The following is a 13,448-nucleotide window of genomic DNA, read 5'->3' as shown; positions in this document are numbered from 1 at the left end:
AAGTGAAATTTATTTTGAAAGTTCTTGTCATGCTTGTTATTTGCCTTTTTATTGGTTACAATACCGATTTATTTTTTCAAAGTCCAAATGAAAAAAACCAAGCTTTTGAGAAAATAAAACAGGAAGATTTAGCACCAACAAAGAAAAAAACAAATGAATCAAATCGATCAATGACTAGTAAAACGAGCATTAGTCGTTTTATTGATCAAGATTTTAAGCAATTTAAAGCTCAATTTGGTGAGCCTGTCCGAATTGATAAGACGCCTTATGGTTATGATAATTATGTCTATAATCAGCCGAATTCAAGCTATATGATTGTTGGAGTGCGGGATCAAAAGATTCAAACTGTTTATGCCTTAGGTGAAGACTTAAGCCTTGAACCGTATAAAATTGGGATGTCAATAGAAAAAGTGTTCACAAACGCCAAGCTTCAATCAGGAATTGCCTTTTCTTATCAAAATGGTTTTTATCGCTTTGAACTCTCGGAAGACGATTTGAACGTACGCCCCATTGTCAATCTAGGAAGTGGTGTTTATGCACAGTTGAATTTTGATAAATTTAAATCAAAGCTTGTCAGTGTCCGTTATTTAAATAAATTAGCTTTTATAAAAATGCATCCTTATGAGTTAAATTATCAAGGGAGTCTTTTTGAAGAAAAAATAGATGAAGCAATGTGGCAAAAAATTAACAAAGCAAACGATGAACAAACACTTGAAATTACGAATGTCATCCGAGAGCGTTATGGGGCAGAGGAGCTAGCTTATGACAATCAAGTCCAGCAAGTTGCTTATAATCACAGTGTTGATATGATGCAAAATAATTATTTTGATCATCAGTCAAAAACGTACGGTTCACTTTCTGATAGATTAAAACGAGCAGGCGTTCGTTACCAATTAGCTGGTGAAAATATTGCGCATAATTATATTGATGCAGGAGCGGTTGTTGAAGGCTGGCTTAATTCGCCTGGTCATCGTAAAAATTTGTTAGATAAAAAGTTCACGTATATGGGTGAAGGAACCTATCAAAAATATTACACACAGAATTTCATCACGAAGTAAAAAGTTATGGTATAATAAAAGATGCTTAAAAATAAAGATTGTCACGGAGGTTAGATGTGATGATGACAACAACGAAAGAACTAGAGCTCTTAAGTGAAGCAGATGGACTAGTACAGACTATCTTTGAATCTGACTACGTTCAGCTTTATCTTGAGAAAAAACAACAAATGAATGATAATCCAAAAACACAAGCGCGAAAAAAAGCTTTTGTTAAAATAAAAGAAAGATACGACGAAGTGCAACGCTTTGGTCGTCACCATCCTGACTATAAAGAAATCACGAGACAAGCTAGAAAGCTGAAACGTGAGCTTGATATGGATGAATTTGTCGCGGAATTTAAGCGAGCTGAGATGGATTTACAATCTTTGCTTGATGAAATTAGCATTATGCTTGCTGGCGCCGTTTCTACCAATATTAAAGTTCCAACGGGTAACCCATTTTTTGTGAAAAATTCTGGTTGTTCTGGTGGCGGTAGTTGCGGTTGTGCGAAATAATTAGCGAAAAGGAGGATGAGTTTTATGGGAAATGATCGTCAAGCGATTATTGTTTGGCTAAGTCATTTAAAGCAAGTTCGGTCACTAAAACGTTTTGGGAACATTCATTATATATCAAAGAAATTAAAGTATGTTGTGCTTTACTGTGATATGAGTGAAGTTGATGAGATTTCAGAAAAACTATCACGTTTTCACTATGTTAAACGTATTGAACCTTCCTTTCGACCATTTTTAAAAACAGAATATGAATCGAAAAAGGATCAACTGAATGAACATTACGTTGAAGAAATTCAAGTAAGTATTTAAATAAAAAAAGATGCGCCCTAATTTCAAGCATTTTTCGGAAATTAAAAGTCCGTTAAAGCTTGGGATTAGGGCGAGATTGATATGTGGTGTTTAAGGGAAGAACAAGCGAAAGTGAGGAAGTTGCCATGAGAGTCATTGCCGGAGATTGTAAAAGCCGTGTGCTAAAGGCTGTGCCTGGCAAAAATACGCGCCCAACAACAGATAAAATTAAAGAGGCATTATTTTCAATAATTGGTCCCTTTTTTGAAGGCGAGGAAGTGCTTGATCTTTTTGCCGGAAGCGGTGGACTTGGCATTGAAGCCCTTAGCCGTGGCGCAAAAACAGCTGTATTTATTGATCAGTCCAGCTTAGCTATTAAAACCATTCATGAGAACTTAACAACCTGCAAGTTAACTGAACAAGCGGAGGTTTTTCGCAATGAGGCATTTCGAGCTTTAAAAATATTTGCCAAACAAGAGCGTTGTTTTGATTTAATATTTCTTGATCCGCCATATAAAAAACAGCAGCTTGAAACAATTATCAGTCAATTAGATACACTTGAAATGGTGAGGCCAGGGAGTCAAATTATTTGCGAACATGACAAAGAAGCTACTTTACCTAAAAATTTAGGTCGCCTTACAAAAATACGCGAGGCTACTTATGGAATTACGATATTGTCAATTTATCGCTTGGAGGAGGGTCTACAATGAAAGAAACAATTGGAATTTGTCCAGGAACTTTTGATCCAATTACAAACGGGCATCTTGATATTATTGAACGAGCAGCTAAAGTTTTTGATATTATTTATATTTCTGTTTTAAATAATTCTAGTAAAAAGCCGCTATTTAATCTCGATGAACGAATGGAATTAATTCGCCTTTCAACTAGCCACTTAGCGAATGTCCATATTGAGAGTTCAGCTGATTTATTAATTCAGTACGCGAAAGAAAAAAAGGCGACAGCCATTGTGCGTGGTTTACGAGCAGTCAGCGATTTTGAATACGAAATGCAGATTGCGACAATGAACCGTGCACTTGATCCAGGAGTAGAGACTTTTTTTATTATGACAAGTTCTAAATATTCTTTTCTTAGTTCAAGTATTGTGAAAGAAGTAGCGAAGTATCATGAAGATATCGGTGAGTTAGTGCCCGAAGTTGTAGCAAAAGCACTGCGGATAAAGTTTCCACGTGAAATGAACTAGGAGAGGTAACCAATCAATGCACAAACAAACAAAAAAAATTATTGCGATTGTTCTTTTAATCATCATTATTATAGGCTTCTTTATTCCAATGCCTTATTATATTACAAAGCCAGGTTCTGCGGATGCACTTGAACCGCTTGTCACTGTGGAAGATCATCCAAAGACAGTCAAGGGCTCATTTAGCTTAGTCACGGTTGCTATGACAGATGCCAATATTTATTCTTACCTAGCTGCAAAATTTCTTCCGTATCATCAGATCGATCCGAAAGAAGAGGTCAAATATGATCATGAGTCAGATGAAGAATATAATGTTAGGCAAATGTACATGATGAATGAATCAAAAAATAACGCGATTCAAGTGGCTTATAAAGCGGCTAAACAAGATATCAAAGTAAATTATAGTGGAATTTATGTATTAAGTGTACTGGAAGAAGCTCCCGCATCTAAATTTTTAACAGCTGGTGATTTAATAACAGCCATAGATGGACATCCATTCAAATCGAGCCAAGAATTTATTTCTTATGTAAAAAGTAAAAAAGCTGGAAACAAAATCGAACTTAGTTATGTGCACAATAAACAAAAAAGGACGGCTAATATCCCGCTTGCTAAAATTGACAAGAAAGGGACAGTGGGTATCGGTATAACACTTGTAGATGACCAAAATGTAAGTGCCGATCCGAAAATCAAAATAGACTCAGACAAAATTGGTGGACCTTCTGCAGGCTTAATGTTTAGCCTAGAAATTTATAGCCGATTTATGAAGACAGATTTGACAAGAGGACGACAAGTCGCTGGGACTGGAACAATTGATGCTTCTGGGAATGTGGGGCGTATTGGTGGAATTGATCAAAAAGTTGTAGCCGCAGATAAAAGTGGCGCAAGCATTTTCTTTGCGCCAAATGACGAAATTACAACAGAAATGAAAAAAGATGATCCGACGATTCTATCCAACTATCAACTTGCCAAAAAGACGGCAAAAGCAATCCATTCAAAAATGAAAATCATCCCTGTTAAGACGTTCCAAGATGCGGTAAATTATTTGCAAAAATAAGCGATACGCGGTGTTTCGCCATTCATTTAAATGGGAATGAAAAGAGCAAAAGCTAAAAAAGGGGTTTGCCTATGACAGAATTAAGCGGAATGTTGATGCGCTTTTTATTGCCGATTATTGAGTTGTTGATTTTATTTCTCAATCTGATATCTATTATTATTTTAATTGTTGGGGTTTTTCAGGTTTTAATCTATTTTTTGAAAAGATTATTTCATCCGGAAAAAAAGCAAAATGTTGTACTTACGAATAATGCCATCAAAAATAAACTCGGCAGCTATGTGTTACTTAGTTTAGAAGTTCTAATTGCTGCTGATATCATTGAGACAATTATTAAACCGACCTTTGAAGATATTATGATGTTAGGTTTAATCGTTGTGATTCGGACCATTATTTCGTACTTTTTAACCAAAGAAATCAAAGAATTTGAGAGCGAATAAGCGAGGGAAATTATGACAGAAAAAAGAAATCTTTTAGTAGCTGTGGATGGGTCAAAGAAGTCATATGATGCTTTTTTAGAGGCTTTGAAGTACAGTGAGGCGCAGATTACATTGTTATATGTTATTGATCAATCACTTCCAAACGATCAAGAATTCTATTTATCTCCACAGTATCAGATTTTACCAGAAAACAATGCCTTTGAACCTTTTGCTGAGAACTATTTAAATCGCCTTGCTTCAAGTGCAGGTGTAGAGCACAATATTCAAAAAGTGACAATGGAAGGAAATGCCAGCAAATGTATCGTTCAATATGCTGAAGAAAACCCAATTGACCTCATCATTTTAGGAAAAACTGGAAAAGGTACTGTAGAACGTATGATTCTTGGATCAACCTCTCATTATGTGTTGAAGCATGCTTCATGTAACGTGTTAGTTGTCAATTAGAGAATGAACTAGGACATAAACGAAATAAATCAGCGCAAGCTCTCTCAGGCTTTCGCTTGATTTGTCGTGCTTCAGAAATTATGCCCCAGTCGATCTTTAGTTGTTTATTATTACAGGTCTTGTTCTTGATAAAAAGGAAGCCTTATTGAAAAGAGCGAACCTTTATTTGGTGTGCTTTCAGCTGTAATTGTCCCTCCGTGGTTTTCAACAAGCTGTTTGACAATAGAAAGGCCAATACCGGATTCGCCAAGTGCTGTATTCGTCCTTGACATATCCGCTTTATAAAATCTTTCCCAAATTTGTTCAAGCTCTTCTGTATTCATACCGATACCAGTATCTTGAATCTCCAAAATCGTTTCTTTATAATCTTGAACTCCCTTTAATGTAATCTTGCCATTTTCTGTAAACTGGATGCTATTTTTAATAATGTTCATAACCACTTGTGTGAGGCGATCATAATCTGCGTAAACTTCTAAATCTGCTGGGATCTCCATGATAAATTGATTGTTTTTCTCTTGTGCTAAAGGTTTTAATTGCTCGGCAAGTAAGTCAAAGAAAGCATGAACGTTAAATCTTGTTTTGTGTAAGACAATTTTATTTGCAAGAATACGTTCATAATCGAGGTTTTCATTAACCAGCTTTGTTAATCTTTTAGCTTCTGTGTCAATTAAATGAATAGCGCGATTTGTCTCACTTGCTGGAATGGCATGGTTTACAAGGCCTTCTGTTAGTCCGCTAATGGTTGTTAGTGGTGTACGCATTTCATGAGAAACATCTGCAATAAATTGGCGTCTACGTTTTTCTTGACGAACAATTTCTTCATGGGACTGAGCTAAATTCTCGGTCATTTTATTAAAATCACTTGCTAATTCACCAATTTCATCGATTGTGTTTTCTTTTAAGCTAGTTTTGTAATCTCCACGGATGACGTGTTTTGTCGCCTCGCGAAGTTTGTTAATCCGGTTGACCTGTAGTTTTGATATCAGTGCACTTAAAGCGAGCGCTACGGCAATCGAAAGTAAAATCGTATAAAGCATATATTGATTAATCGTGCCAATAACTTTTTCTGTTCCACTAATTGGTGCATTTAAGATGATCGAACCTAAAAAAGTATCATTATTCATAATAGGGACATAGACAACGGACATTTCTTGGTTAAAACGAGCATCAACTTTTATAGTAACGGTTTTCCCTGCTTTAAGCTTATCCATGTCATCACGCGAAATTTTAAAATTAGGTGGCAGTGGATGGCTCATTCGGGGATAAAATATTTCATTCTTACTGTTCATAATGGTATAGCGTGCTCCACTAACATCTAAAACATGCTGATAAGAATTTAAAACCGCCATTGCCTGATTCCCTGGTGAATATTTAATGTTATTGGAAATGGTATTCCCATATTTTGTTAAAATGGCCACCTGCTCTTCAAAAAAATAATCTTTTAGAAAATGCGAAACGGATAAGCCAATCATCAAGCAAGCAATGAATAAAATGACAAATTGTGTCAAAAATAATTGATAAATATATTTAAATTTCAAGGCATTCATTCCATTTCATCAAATTTATAACCCACACCCCAAATTGTGTGTAAAAAAGGATGTTCAGGAGTGGCAATTTTTTGCCGTAAGCGTTTGATATGAACATCAACGGTGCGTTCATCACCATAAAATTGATATCCCCAAATCCGCTCTAAAAGCTGTTCGCGAGAAAATACTTGACGCGGGTGCTGCATCAAAAAGTAAAGTAAATCAAATTCTTTTGGTGTCAGTGATTCAAGTAGGGTATCTTTATAGAAAATTTCACGTGTACTTCGGTTAATTTTGAAATAGGTGGTTTGTAATGTATCGTTTTCTGATTTGGTTTTACCACTTGTCCTTGTGCGGCGAGTAACGGCTTTAATTCGCGCAATAAGTGTTAGCGGGCTAAACGGTTTAGTGACATAGTCGTCTGCTCCAATCTCAAGGCCTAATACCTGGTCTGATTCGGATTCCTTTGCTGTTAAAATAATGATAGGGATATCACTTACTTCCCGGATTTTTTTACATATTGTCATTCCGTTCATGCTAGGTAACATTAAATCAATGATCACCATATCAAATTCTTCTTTTAAAAATGTTTCATATCCTTGTTTTCCATCGTGCTTAAATGTCGCATCAATTTCTTCCTTCATAAAGAACATTTCAATCATTTGGCAAACACTTTCGTTATCTTCAATCATTAGTAGCTTCATTTGAAATCCTCTCCTCATATAATAAAATTAGCCTAAAAAAATCAATTCAGCAAGTATTTACGAAAACTTTAAAAACTCCATCACATTTTGTTCATACTTATTTCATATCTTCCCATTATTCTAAGGACAGTGAATGGAGGAAAAAAATATGAATTTTATTAAACGCGCTTTTTTTAATATGAAAGTAAGATTAGGACGCACGATTTTGCAACTTATTATTTTTACTGTTGTTTCTGTACTTATATTGTCAGGCTTTACGATCCAATCTGCTGCAAATAAAGCAAGCGAAATGGCCAAGAAAGAGCTTGGAGGAACGGTAACACTTACAGTAGACAGGGAGAAGCAAATGAAAGCTCAGCAATCTGAGCAAGGCACAGGCAATCAACCACCTAAGTTTGAAAGTACACCAATTTCGCTAAAAAGTGCAGAAAGCTTGTCTAGCTTAAAGCATGTGGCAAGCTATAATTATTATTCAAGCACACAAGCTTTAGCAGAAGGATTTGACCCAGTTAAGTCTTCTGGTGATAGCTCTCAAGGCGAGAATAATGCTCCGCGTATGGGCGGTGGTGGCGGTGGGCACCAAATGATACAAGCCGATCTTAGTATAAATGGTGTTTTAAATTCTGAAAAGGCAACAGACTTTACTAGCGGAACCGCTAAATTACAAAGTGGCCGTGCTTTAAAAAATGATGACATAGATAAAAACGTTGTACTCGTTGAAAAGACACTTGCTGACCAAAATAATTGGAAAGTAGGCGATAAAGTTAGCATTCAATCAAGTGACGAAAAAACAACGATCAAACTTGAAATTGTTGGGATTTATAAAACGAGTGATTCCGGAAATGATATGGCCAGTAATTTCTCTTTCTTAAATCCTTATAACAAAATGTATGTACCTTATACAGTTGCTAACACATTAAAAGGATCAGACTATAAAAATACGGTTGATACAGCAGTCTATACCATGGATGATGCAGCTAATATATCACAATTTGAAAAACAAGCTAAAACAGTAGATTCCATTGATTGGGATACATTTAAACTTGATGCCAACGATACTTTATATAAGCAAATGATCAGTCCAATTAATAATGTAGCTTCATTTTCCAAAAATGTTGTTTACATTGTAACGATTGCTGGTGCACTTATTCTAGCGCTACTTGTCATGATGCAAGTTCGTGAGCGAAAATATGAAATGGGTGTTTTACTAGCCATAGGTGAAAAACGAATGAAGCTGATCGGTCAATTTTTTGTTGAGATTTTAATGGTCGCAGTGGTTTCATTTATGATTGCTGGCTTCAGTAGTCATTATGTTGCCCAAATTGCCGGAAATCAGCTTCTTTCAAGCCAGAATCAAACCCAGGAAGCTCCTGCTAATACACCAGGTCAAGGTAGACAAGGTGGTGGCGGACCGGGTGGCATGATGAATCGTGGGATTTCGAACCTAACACAAAATACGGAGAAAATTAAAGAACTAAATATTCAAGTGACGACTGCTGATATGTTTAAAATGGGTGGAATCGGTGTTGGAATTGCCTTTATTTCGGTGTTGCTACCGGCTATGACTATTTTACGGATGAATCCAAAAACAATTTTAACAAAACAAGAATAGAGGTGTCATAATGACTAAAATTTTAGAATTTGAAAATGTGAATTACTGGTATAAAAGTAGAGAAGAAAGCATTTTAACCAATATTAATCACGCGTTTGAAACAGGTGTTTTTTATACGGTTGTAGGAAGCTCTGGTTCAGGGAAAACGACATTTTTATCGCTAGCAGGTGGACTTGATCGACAAAAAGAAGGAAACATTTTTTATAAAGGACGTTCTTTAAAAGAAATCGGACTTCAAACTTTTCGGAATAAATATGTATCGATTGTTTTTCAAAGCTATAATCTATTAACTTATATGACAGCACTACAAAATGTCATGGCAGCAATGGAGATTACCAAGGTGAATCATCCTAACCGCAAAGAATTTGCACTTCAAATGCTTGAAAAAGTTGGGATCAGCGAAAAGATGGCAAAACAAAAGGTATTAACACTTAGCGGAGGGCAGCAACAGCGCGTTTCGATTGCACGGGCTTTATGTTGTGAAACGGACTTAATTGTCGCTGATGAACCGACTGGAAACTTAGATGAACGCACCAGTAAAGAAGTTGTTCGTTTGTTTCAAGACTTAGCTCGTAAGGAAGAAAAATGTGTGATCATGGTAACTCATGACCCTGAAATTTCGAAAGTGTCAGATGTAAAATTAACACTTAAAAATGGACAATTTAAAATCTAAGTGAAAGAGTGTAGGACATCATGTGATTTAGCTGTATTTTTTAAGAAAATACTTAGCGTAAGTGCTACATTTCGAACACAATAAATCGAGCGAAAGCGTTTGTATTGAAGGGGTTTGCGAGAATTCGGAAGCGTACGTAGGAACCGGATGTCTGGCAAGCCCCTTCAATTGCGAGCGCTTGTCGCCGATTTATTTTGTGTATGTCCACATTTAGCCTAAAATTTTTGTTAGATCTGCTTCTGGCGTAGTAATTGGCTGAAGTCCGAATGTATTTACTAAAGTTGTAAGGACTGTGTTAGAAAGGAAAGCTGGTAAACTCGGTCCAATATAAATATTTTTAACCCCTAAAGAAAGTAAAGTAAGTAAGATCGAAACGGCCTTTTGTTCGTACCAAGAAAGAATTAAAGTTAGTGGCAGTTCATTTATTTCACATGAAAAAGCATCAGCTAGAGCAAGGGCGACTTGAATGGCTCCATAAGCATCATTACATTGTCCCATGTCCAAAATTCTTGGAAAAGGGCCAATTTGTCCCAAATCTAAATCGTTAAAGCGGTATTTTCCACAAGCTAAAGTTAAAATGACCGAATCTTCAGGAGCTTGTTTGACAAACTCGGTATAGTAATTACGGCCAGGATTTGCCCCGTCGCAGCCGCCAACTAAGAAAAATTGTTTGATCGCGCCACTTTTTACTGCCTCAATGATTGTTGGCGCATTATCTAAAATCGTTTGTCGGCCAAAGCCAGTGATCGTTTTTTTGCCGCCATTGATCCCGGTAAATGGTTGCTTTTCTTTAAAACCACCAAGAGCAAGCGCTTGTTCAATCATTGGTGTGAAATCTTTAGTTCCATTTTTTTCATCTGGAATATGCTTCATTTCTGGATAGGAAACGACAGACGTTGTGTAAACGCGGTCAGCATAACTACTTTTTGGTGGCATTAAACAATTTGTTGTAAATAAGATAGGTGCAGGTAAATTTTTAAATTCCTTTTGCTGGTTTTGCCAAGCTGTTCCAAAATTTCCTTTCAAATGAGGATAAGCCTTGAGCTTAGGATAAGCGTGTGCAGGAAGCATTTCGCTATGAGTGTAAATCGCTACGCCTGTATCTTTTGTTTGTTCTAAAAGCATTTTTAAGTCGTGCAAATCATGTCCAGTAACAACGATAAAAGGTCCAGGCTCTACTTCAAAAAGGACTTCTGTTGGCACTTGATCTCCGTAACTTTCTGTATTGGCACGGTCAAGAAGTGCCATACAAGAAAGGTTCGCTTTTCCGCATTCCATGAGTAGATCAAGCCAGTCCGTTGTAGAATGTTCTTTGCCTAAAGCCGCCATTCCTTTGATAAACCAATAGTCAACATCTTCATCTCGAAATCCAAGCATTCGAGCATGGTGAGCATAAGCCGCCATTCCTCTTAGGCCAAATAAAAGCGTGGATTTTAGTGAAATTTCATTTTCTTCCCCATGAAACAAATCATAGGGAGGAAGAACCTCGGTACCGTTTAATTTGTTGCGTAGCGTTTTGATTCGATTGGATAAAAGTGCTTCTGTAAAAGCGTTGAAGCTCACATTTGTTACTGTTGTAAAGAGGCCATCAACCAATAAATCTGTTACTTCTTTTTGATGAATTGAATCTCCTATTTTGCTGGCTGCGGTTGCAAGCGCAATCATTTCACAAGTTAGTAGGTCTTGCGCGTGGGAGACTTCAGGGAGTTTCCCACAAACACCTGAAGTTGTACAGGCTATTCCTTTAGCCGTTTGTTCACATTGAAAGCATAACATTTTTTCCATTATCTCATCTCCATTTGGTTATCCATGTTTGATTTGTCACTAACCAGTATACTATACTAAGAAAAGATTATTCTGTTGTTTTTGCAACGAAAGGAGCTTTTATGGAAACAGTTCAACAAATTGCGGCTCGTTCTGCCCTGTTTAAAGGAATCCCAGCTAAAGAAATTCCTGTTTTTTTTCGTAAACTAGACCCTTCTTTAAAAAGATACGATAAAAATCAGCAAATTATTACAGAAAGTTCATCAATTAAAGCCATTGGATTGGTTATTTCTGGGAAGGTTTTTGTCAAGCAGGAAGATGTTTGGGGAAATCTAGCTATTTTAGCTCAAATTGGTCAAGGAGATTTATTTGCCGAAGCTTATGCGTGTGCTGGAATCACAAAATCACCGGTTAATGTAGTAGCTAGCGAAAAAAGTGAAGTTTTATTTTTTGATTTTCATCATTTGCTCACTTGTTGCAGCAGCCAGCCACTACACACGAAGTTGATCGGCAATATGTTAAATATTATCGCTCGTAAAAACGTTTATTTAGTGGAAAAAATGTATTTTTTAACGAGGCGAACGATTCGCGAAAAAGTATTTGCTTATTTATCAAGCGAAGCAAAAAAACATAAGCAAAATACATTTAACATTCCCTTTAATCGGCAAGAATTAGCAGATTTTCTGGCCGTTGACCGTTCAGCTTTATCAAAAGAATTAGCGACTATGCAAAAAGAAGGTCTGCTTTCTTTTAATAAGAATCAATTTTGCCTGAAGCTCCTTTAAAAAAGGAAAGGCTTTACTGTTTTAAAATAATCGGGCTGCGAAAGTCTTGTTTTAAGTCAAAAGAAGGGCCCTCAAGAAGATTATAGGTACGACTAGCGCGAATATCTTTTATGACAAGGTCTTTTGGAGCTTTTGAAATGGTTGAAATGAGTGGATAGTTAAGCCCTTTTTTTATGTGAGAAAGATATCCTTGTCCGGTTCGTGTCATTCCTAAAATGTGATGATATGGCTTTTGAATATCGGCCTGCCTATTTTGTAAAATAATTTGGGTGCCAATCCGTTTAATCCGGGACGTGCTATAACGCTTCGTCGTCATAAACGATAGGAAATCAACATAGCGATTATTGTCCTTTGCTGCTTGAATTAAGCGATGTTCAATTCCTTCTGATATGCTATTAATCGATTTAAGGTGTTTTAGAGAATCAGTGATTAGTCGGTAACGAAGCAGAGGCCAAACCGCTTCTTCCGGTAGAAAGTTCCCTTGATAATGAAAAAGTTCAGAAAAAGCAAAATCAGGCATATATGTAGATATCACTCGCCAGTTTTTTGTTAAAATCATTTTTCGAAGCGCTGTTGCACTAGTGATCGAATGTTCTTTTGGCACAAGTTCATGGTAATCATTTTCGCGTTTAAGCGTTTGAATGTTGATATTTAAGCCCAGTTTTTTAATGGCTAAAGCATAATGAAAACCAAGAATGTTATTAGGATTGGTTAAGTTTAATTTTAAACGAGGAGCAATATTCGCACATGCTTTTGTAAAAGCAGTGCCGTAACTATTCTTTTTATCTTCTAGGGCTTGCTTTAATTGAAGCTGAAATTCTTTTTTCATTGTCATTTCGGCAAGATAGGTAAAGTCACTACTTATCCCATGCTCACTACCAAAAACAATATCTTGCACTTGCAAGTCACCCAGCAAACGTATCGCTTCAGTTGCAAAGATTTCGGCATGTTGTACTGTAAAGGATACAGGGAGTTCAAGAATTAAGTCTACACCGGCTTGCAGTGCCATCTTTGCTCGACTCCATTTGGAAATGATTGCTGGTTCACCACGTTGCATAAAGTTTCCGCTCATAACGGCAATGACAACATCTGCTTGTGTGCGTTTTCGTGCTTCTTTTAAGTGGTATAAGTGCCCGTTATGAAACGGATTGTATTCCACGATAATCCCTACCGCTTTCATAGTTTCACCATCCATTTTAATATGTCTTTTTCTTTTATTTTAGCATAAAATAAGTGTTAGCGTAGCAGTTTCATATTAAATGCTTGAAAGAAAGGTAGAACGCTTAGATGTTAAAATTTATTAAGGTTTAAATCCATCCAAAAAGAATGGGAAAAGACCGCTGAAAAACGCACCTCCAAACTAAAAATATATATAAAATGACTTTCTCAAAAGATTGACAAAATGGATTTAAAA

The 13,448-nt window shown here is 36.4% G+C and carries 15 protein-coding genes; 11 read left to right on the top strand and 4 right to left on the bottom strand.

The annotated features are described in order from the left end of the window. Nucleotides 1-2 precede the first annotated feature (2 nt). From G6Q10_RS06505 to G6Q10_RS06470, 8 genes are all read left to right on the top strand, one after another. A complete protein-coding gene (locus G6Q10_RS06505; protein ID WP_163654409.1) occupies nucleotides 3-1,058 on the top strand; it encodes a CAP domain-containing protein in 1,056 nt (351 codons plus the stop codon). A gap of 59 nt (nucleotides 1,059-1,117) precedes the next feature. Continuing rightward, nucleotides 1,118-1,552, top strand: coding sequence for a YlbF/YmcA family competence regulator (locus G6Q10_RS06500; protein WP_163654407.1), 435 nt, complete (start codon nucleotides 1,118-1,120; stop codon nucleotides 1,550-1,552). A gap of 24 nt (nucleotides 1,553-1,576) precedes the next feature. Beyond that, a complete protein-coding gene (locus G6Q10_RS06495) occupies nucleotides 1,577-1,858 on the top strand; it encodes a YlbG family protein (RefSeq protein WP_163654404.1) in 282 nt (93 codons plus the stop codon). Between the two features lie 125 nt (nucleotides 1,859-1,983). Continuing rightward, nucleotides 1,984-2,547 carry a 16S rRNA (guanine(966)-N(2))-methyltransferase RsmD gene (gene rsmD, locus G6Q10_RS06490; protein ID WP_163654403.1) on the top strand — a complete coding sequence of 188 codons (564 nt, stop codon included), beginning with the start codon at nucleotides 1,984-1,986 and terminating at the stop codon, nucleotides 2,545-2,547. Next, on the top strand, nucleotides 2,544-3,038 hold the full coding sequence (coaD, locus tag G6Q10_RS06485; protein WP_163654401.1) for a pantetheine-phosphate adenylyltransferase: 495 nt from the start codon (nucleotides 2,544-2,546) through the stop codon (nucleotides 3,036-3,038). The genes rsmD and coaD overlap by 4 nt, the downstream gene beginning before the upstream one ends. A gap of 16 nt (nucleotides 3,039-3,054) precedes the next feature. After that, entirely contained in the window at nucleotides 3,055-4,089 is a 1,035-nt protein-coding gene (locus G6Q10_RS06480) for a SepM family pheromone-processing serine protease (RefSeq protein ID WP_163654399.1), read from the top strand. Nucleotides 4,090-4,160: 71 nt separating this feature from the next. Continuing rightward, nucleotides 4,161-4,526, top strand: a complete 366-nt coding sequence (locus tag G6Q10_RS06475; protein WP_163654397.1) for a DUF1622 domain-containing protein — start codon at nucleotides 4,161-4,163, stop codon at nucleotides 4,524-4,526. A gap of 12 nt (nucleotides 4,527-4,538) precedes the next feature. Beyond that, the gene (locus G6Q10_RS06470; protein ID WP_163654395.1) at nucleotides 4,539-4,970 is read left to right on the top strand and encodes a universal stress protein; all 432 of its coding nucleotides are present in this window, start codon (nucleotides 4,539-4,541) and stop codon (nucleotides 4,968-4,970) included. 110 nt (nucleotides 4,971-5,080) lie between these two features. Here the strand turns inward: G6Q10_RS06470 and pieS are convergent, their stop codons facing one another. Continuing rightward, nucleotides 5,081-6,517, bottom strand: a complete 1,437-nt coding sequence (gene pieS, locus G6Q10_RS06465; RefSeq protein WP_163654393.1) for a two component system sensor histidine kinase PieS — start codon at nucleotides 6,515-6,517, stop codon at nucleotides 5,081-5,083. After that, the gene (gene pieR, locus G6Q10_RS06460; RefSeq protein WP_163654391.1) at nucleotides 6,514-7,200 is read right to left on the bottom strand and encodes a two component system response regulator PieR; all 687 of its coding nucleotides are present in this window, start codon (nucleotides 7,198-7,200) and stop codon (nucleotides 6,514-6,516) included. The genes pieS and pieR overlap by 4 nt, the downstream gene beginning before the upstream one ends. A 148-nt stretch (nucleotides 7,201-7,348) precedes the next feature. Between pieR and G6Q10_RS06455 the strand changes: the two genes are divergently transcribed. After that, nucleotides 7,349-8,812 carry an ABC transporter permease gene (locus G6Q10_RS06455; protein ID WP_163654389.1) on the top strand — a complete coding sequence of 488 codons (1,464 nt, stop codon included), beginning with the start codon at nucleotides 7,349-7,351 and terminating at the stop codon, nucleotides 8,810-8,812. 10 nt (nucleotides 8,813-8,822) lie between these two features. Next, nucleotides 8,823-9,485 (top strand): ABC transporter ATP-binding protein, encoded by a 663-nt coding sequence (locus G6Q10_RS06450; RefSeq protein WP_163654386.1) that lies wholly within the window; start codon nucleotides 8,823-8,825, stop codon nucleotides 9,483-9,485. A gap of 210 nt (nucleotides 9,486-9,695) precedes the next feature. Here G6Q10_RS06450 and hcp read toward each other — a convergent pair whose 3' ends face one another. Further along, nucleotides 9,696-11,270, bottom strand: a complete 1,575-nt coding sequence (gene hcp / locus G6Q10_RS06445) for a hydroxylamine reductase (RefSeq protein WP_163654384.1) — start codon at nucleotides 11,268-11,270, stop codon at nucleotides 9,696-9,698. A 101-nt stretch (nucleotides 11,271-11,371) separates the two neighbouring features. Between hcp and G6Q10_RS06440 the strand changes: the two genes are divergently transcribed. Next, on the top strand, nucleotides 11,372-12,034 hold the full coding sequence (locus G6Q10_RS06440; protein ID WP_163654382.1) for a Crp/Fnr family transcriptional regulator: 663 nt from the start codon (nucleotides 11,372-11,374) through the stop codon (nucleotides 12,032-12,034). Nucleotides 12,035-12,047: 13 nt separating this feature from the next. Here G6Q10_RS06440 and G6Q10_RS06435 read toward each other — a convergent pair whose 3' ends face one another. Then, on the bottom strand, nucleotides 12,048-13,214 hold the full coding sequence (locus G6Q10_RS06435; RefSeq protein ID WP_163654379.1) for a nucleotidyltransferase: 1,167 nt from the start codon (nucleotides 13,212-13,214) through the stop codon (nucleotides 12,048-12,050). Nucleotides 13,215-13,448: the final 234 nt, after the last annotated feature.

Origin of the sequence: Listeria sp. PSOL-1 (assembly GCF_902806445.1) — a bacterium.
In the GTDB taxonomy this organism is placed as follows: Bacteria; Bacillota; Bacilli; order Lactobacillales; family Listeriaceae; genus Listeria.
This window is presented reverse-complemented; position numbering and strand designations above follow the sequence as displayed.

Bases quoted from the DNA above. Each gene is read 5' to 3' on its own strand.
- G6Q10_RS06480 (WP_163654399.1), top strand. From the start codon at position 3,055: ATGCACAAACAAACAAAAAAAATTATTGCGATTGTTCTTTTAATCATC.
- G6Q10_RS06500 (WP_163654407.1), top strand. From the start codon at position 1,118: ATGATGACAACAACGAAAGAACTAGAGCTCTTAAGTGAAGCAGATGGA.
- pieS (WP_163654393.1), bottom strand. From the start codon at position 6,517: ATGAATGCCTTGAAATTTAAATATATTTATCAATTATTTTTGACACAA.
- hcp (WP_163654384.1), bottom strand. From the start codon at position 11,270: ATGGAAAAAATGTTATGCTTTCAATGTGAACAAACGGCTAAAGGAATA.
- G6Q10_RS06475 (WP_163654397.1), top strand. From the start codon at position 4,161: ATGACAGAATTAAGCGGAATGTTGATGCGCTTTTTATTGCCGATTATT.
- G6Q10_RS06440 (WP_163654382.1), top strand. From the start codon at position 11,372: ATGGAAACAGTTCAACAAATTGCGGCTCGTTCTGCCCTGTTTAAAGGA.
- pieR (WP_163654391.1), bottom strand. From the start codon at position 7,200: ATGAAGCTACTAATGATTGAAGATAACGAAAGTGTTTGCCAAATGATT.
- G6Q10_RS06450 (WP_163654386.1), top strand. From the start codon at position 8,823: ATGACTAAAATTTTAGAATTTGAAAATGTGAATTACTGGTATAAAAGT.
- G6Q10_RS06435 (WP_163654379.1), bottom strand. From the start codon at position 13,214: ATGAAAGCGGTAGGGATTATCGTGGAATACAATCCGTTTCATAACGGG.
- coaD (WP_163654401.1), top strand. From the start codon at position 2,544: ATGAAAGAAACAATTGGAATTTGTCCAGGAACTTTTGATCCAATTACA.
- G6Q10_RS06495 (WP_163654404.1), top strand. From the start codon at position 1,577: ATGGGAAATGATCGTCAAGCGATTATTGTTTGGCTAAGTCATTTAAAG.
- rsmD (WP_163654403.1), top strand. From the start codon at position 1,984: ATGAGAGTCATTGCCGGAGATTGTAAAAGCCGTGTGCTAAAGGCTGTG.
- G6Q10_RS06470 (WP_163654395.1), top strand. From the start codon at position 4,539: ATGACAGAAAAAAGAAATCTTTTAGTAGCTGTGGATGGGTCAAAGAAG.
- G6Q10_RS06455 (WP_163654389.1), top strand. From the start codon at position 7,349: ATGAATTTTATTAAACGCGCTTTTTTTAATATGAAAGTAAGATTAGGA.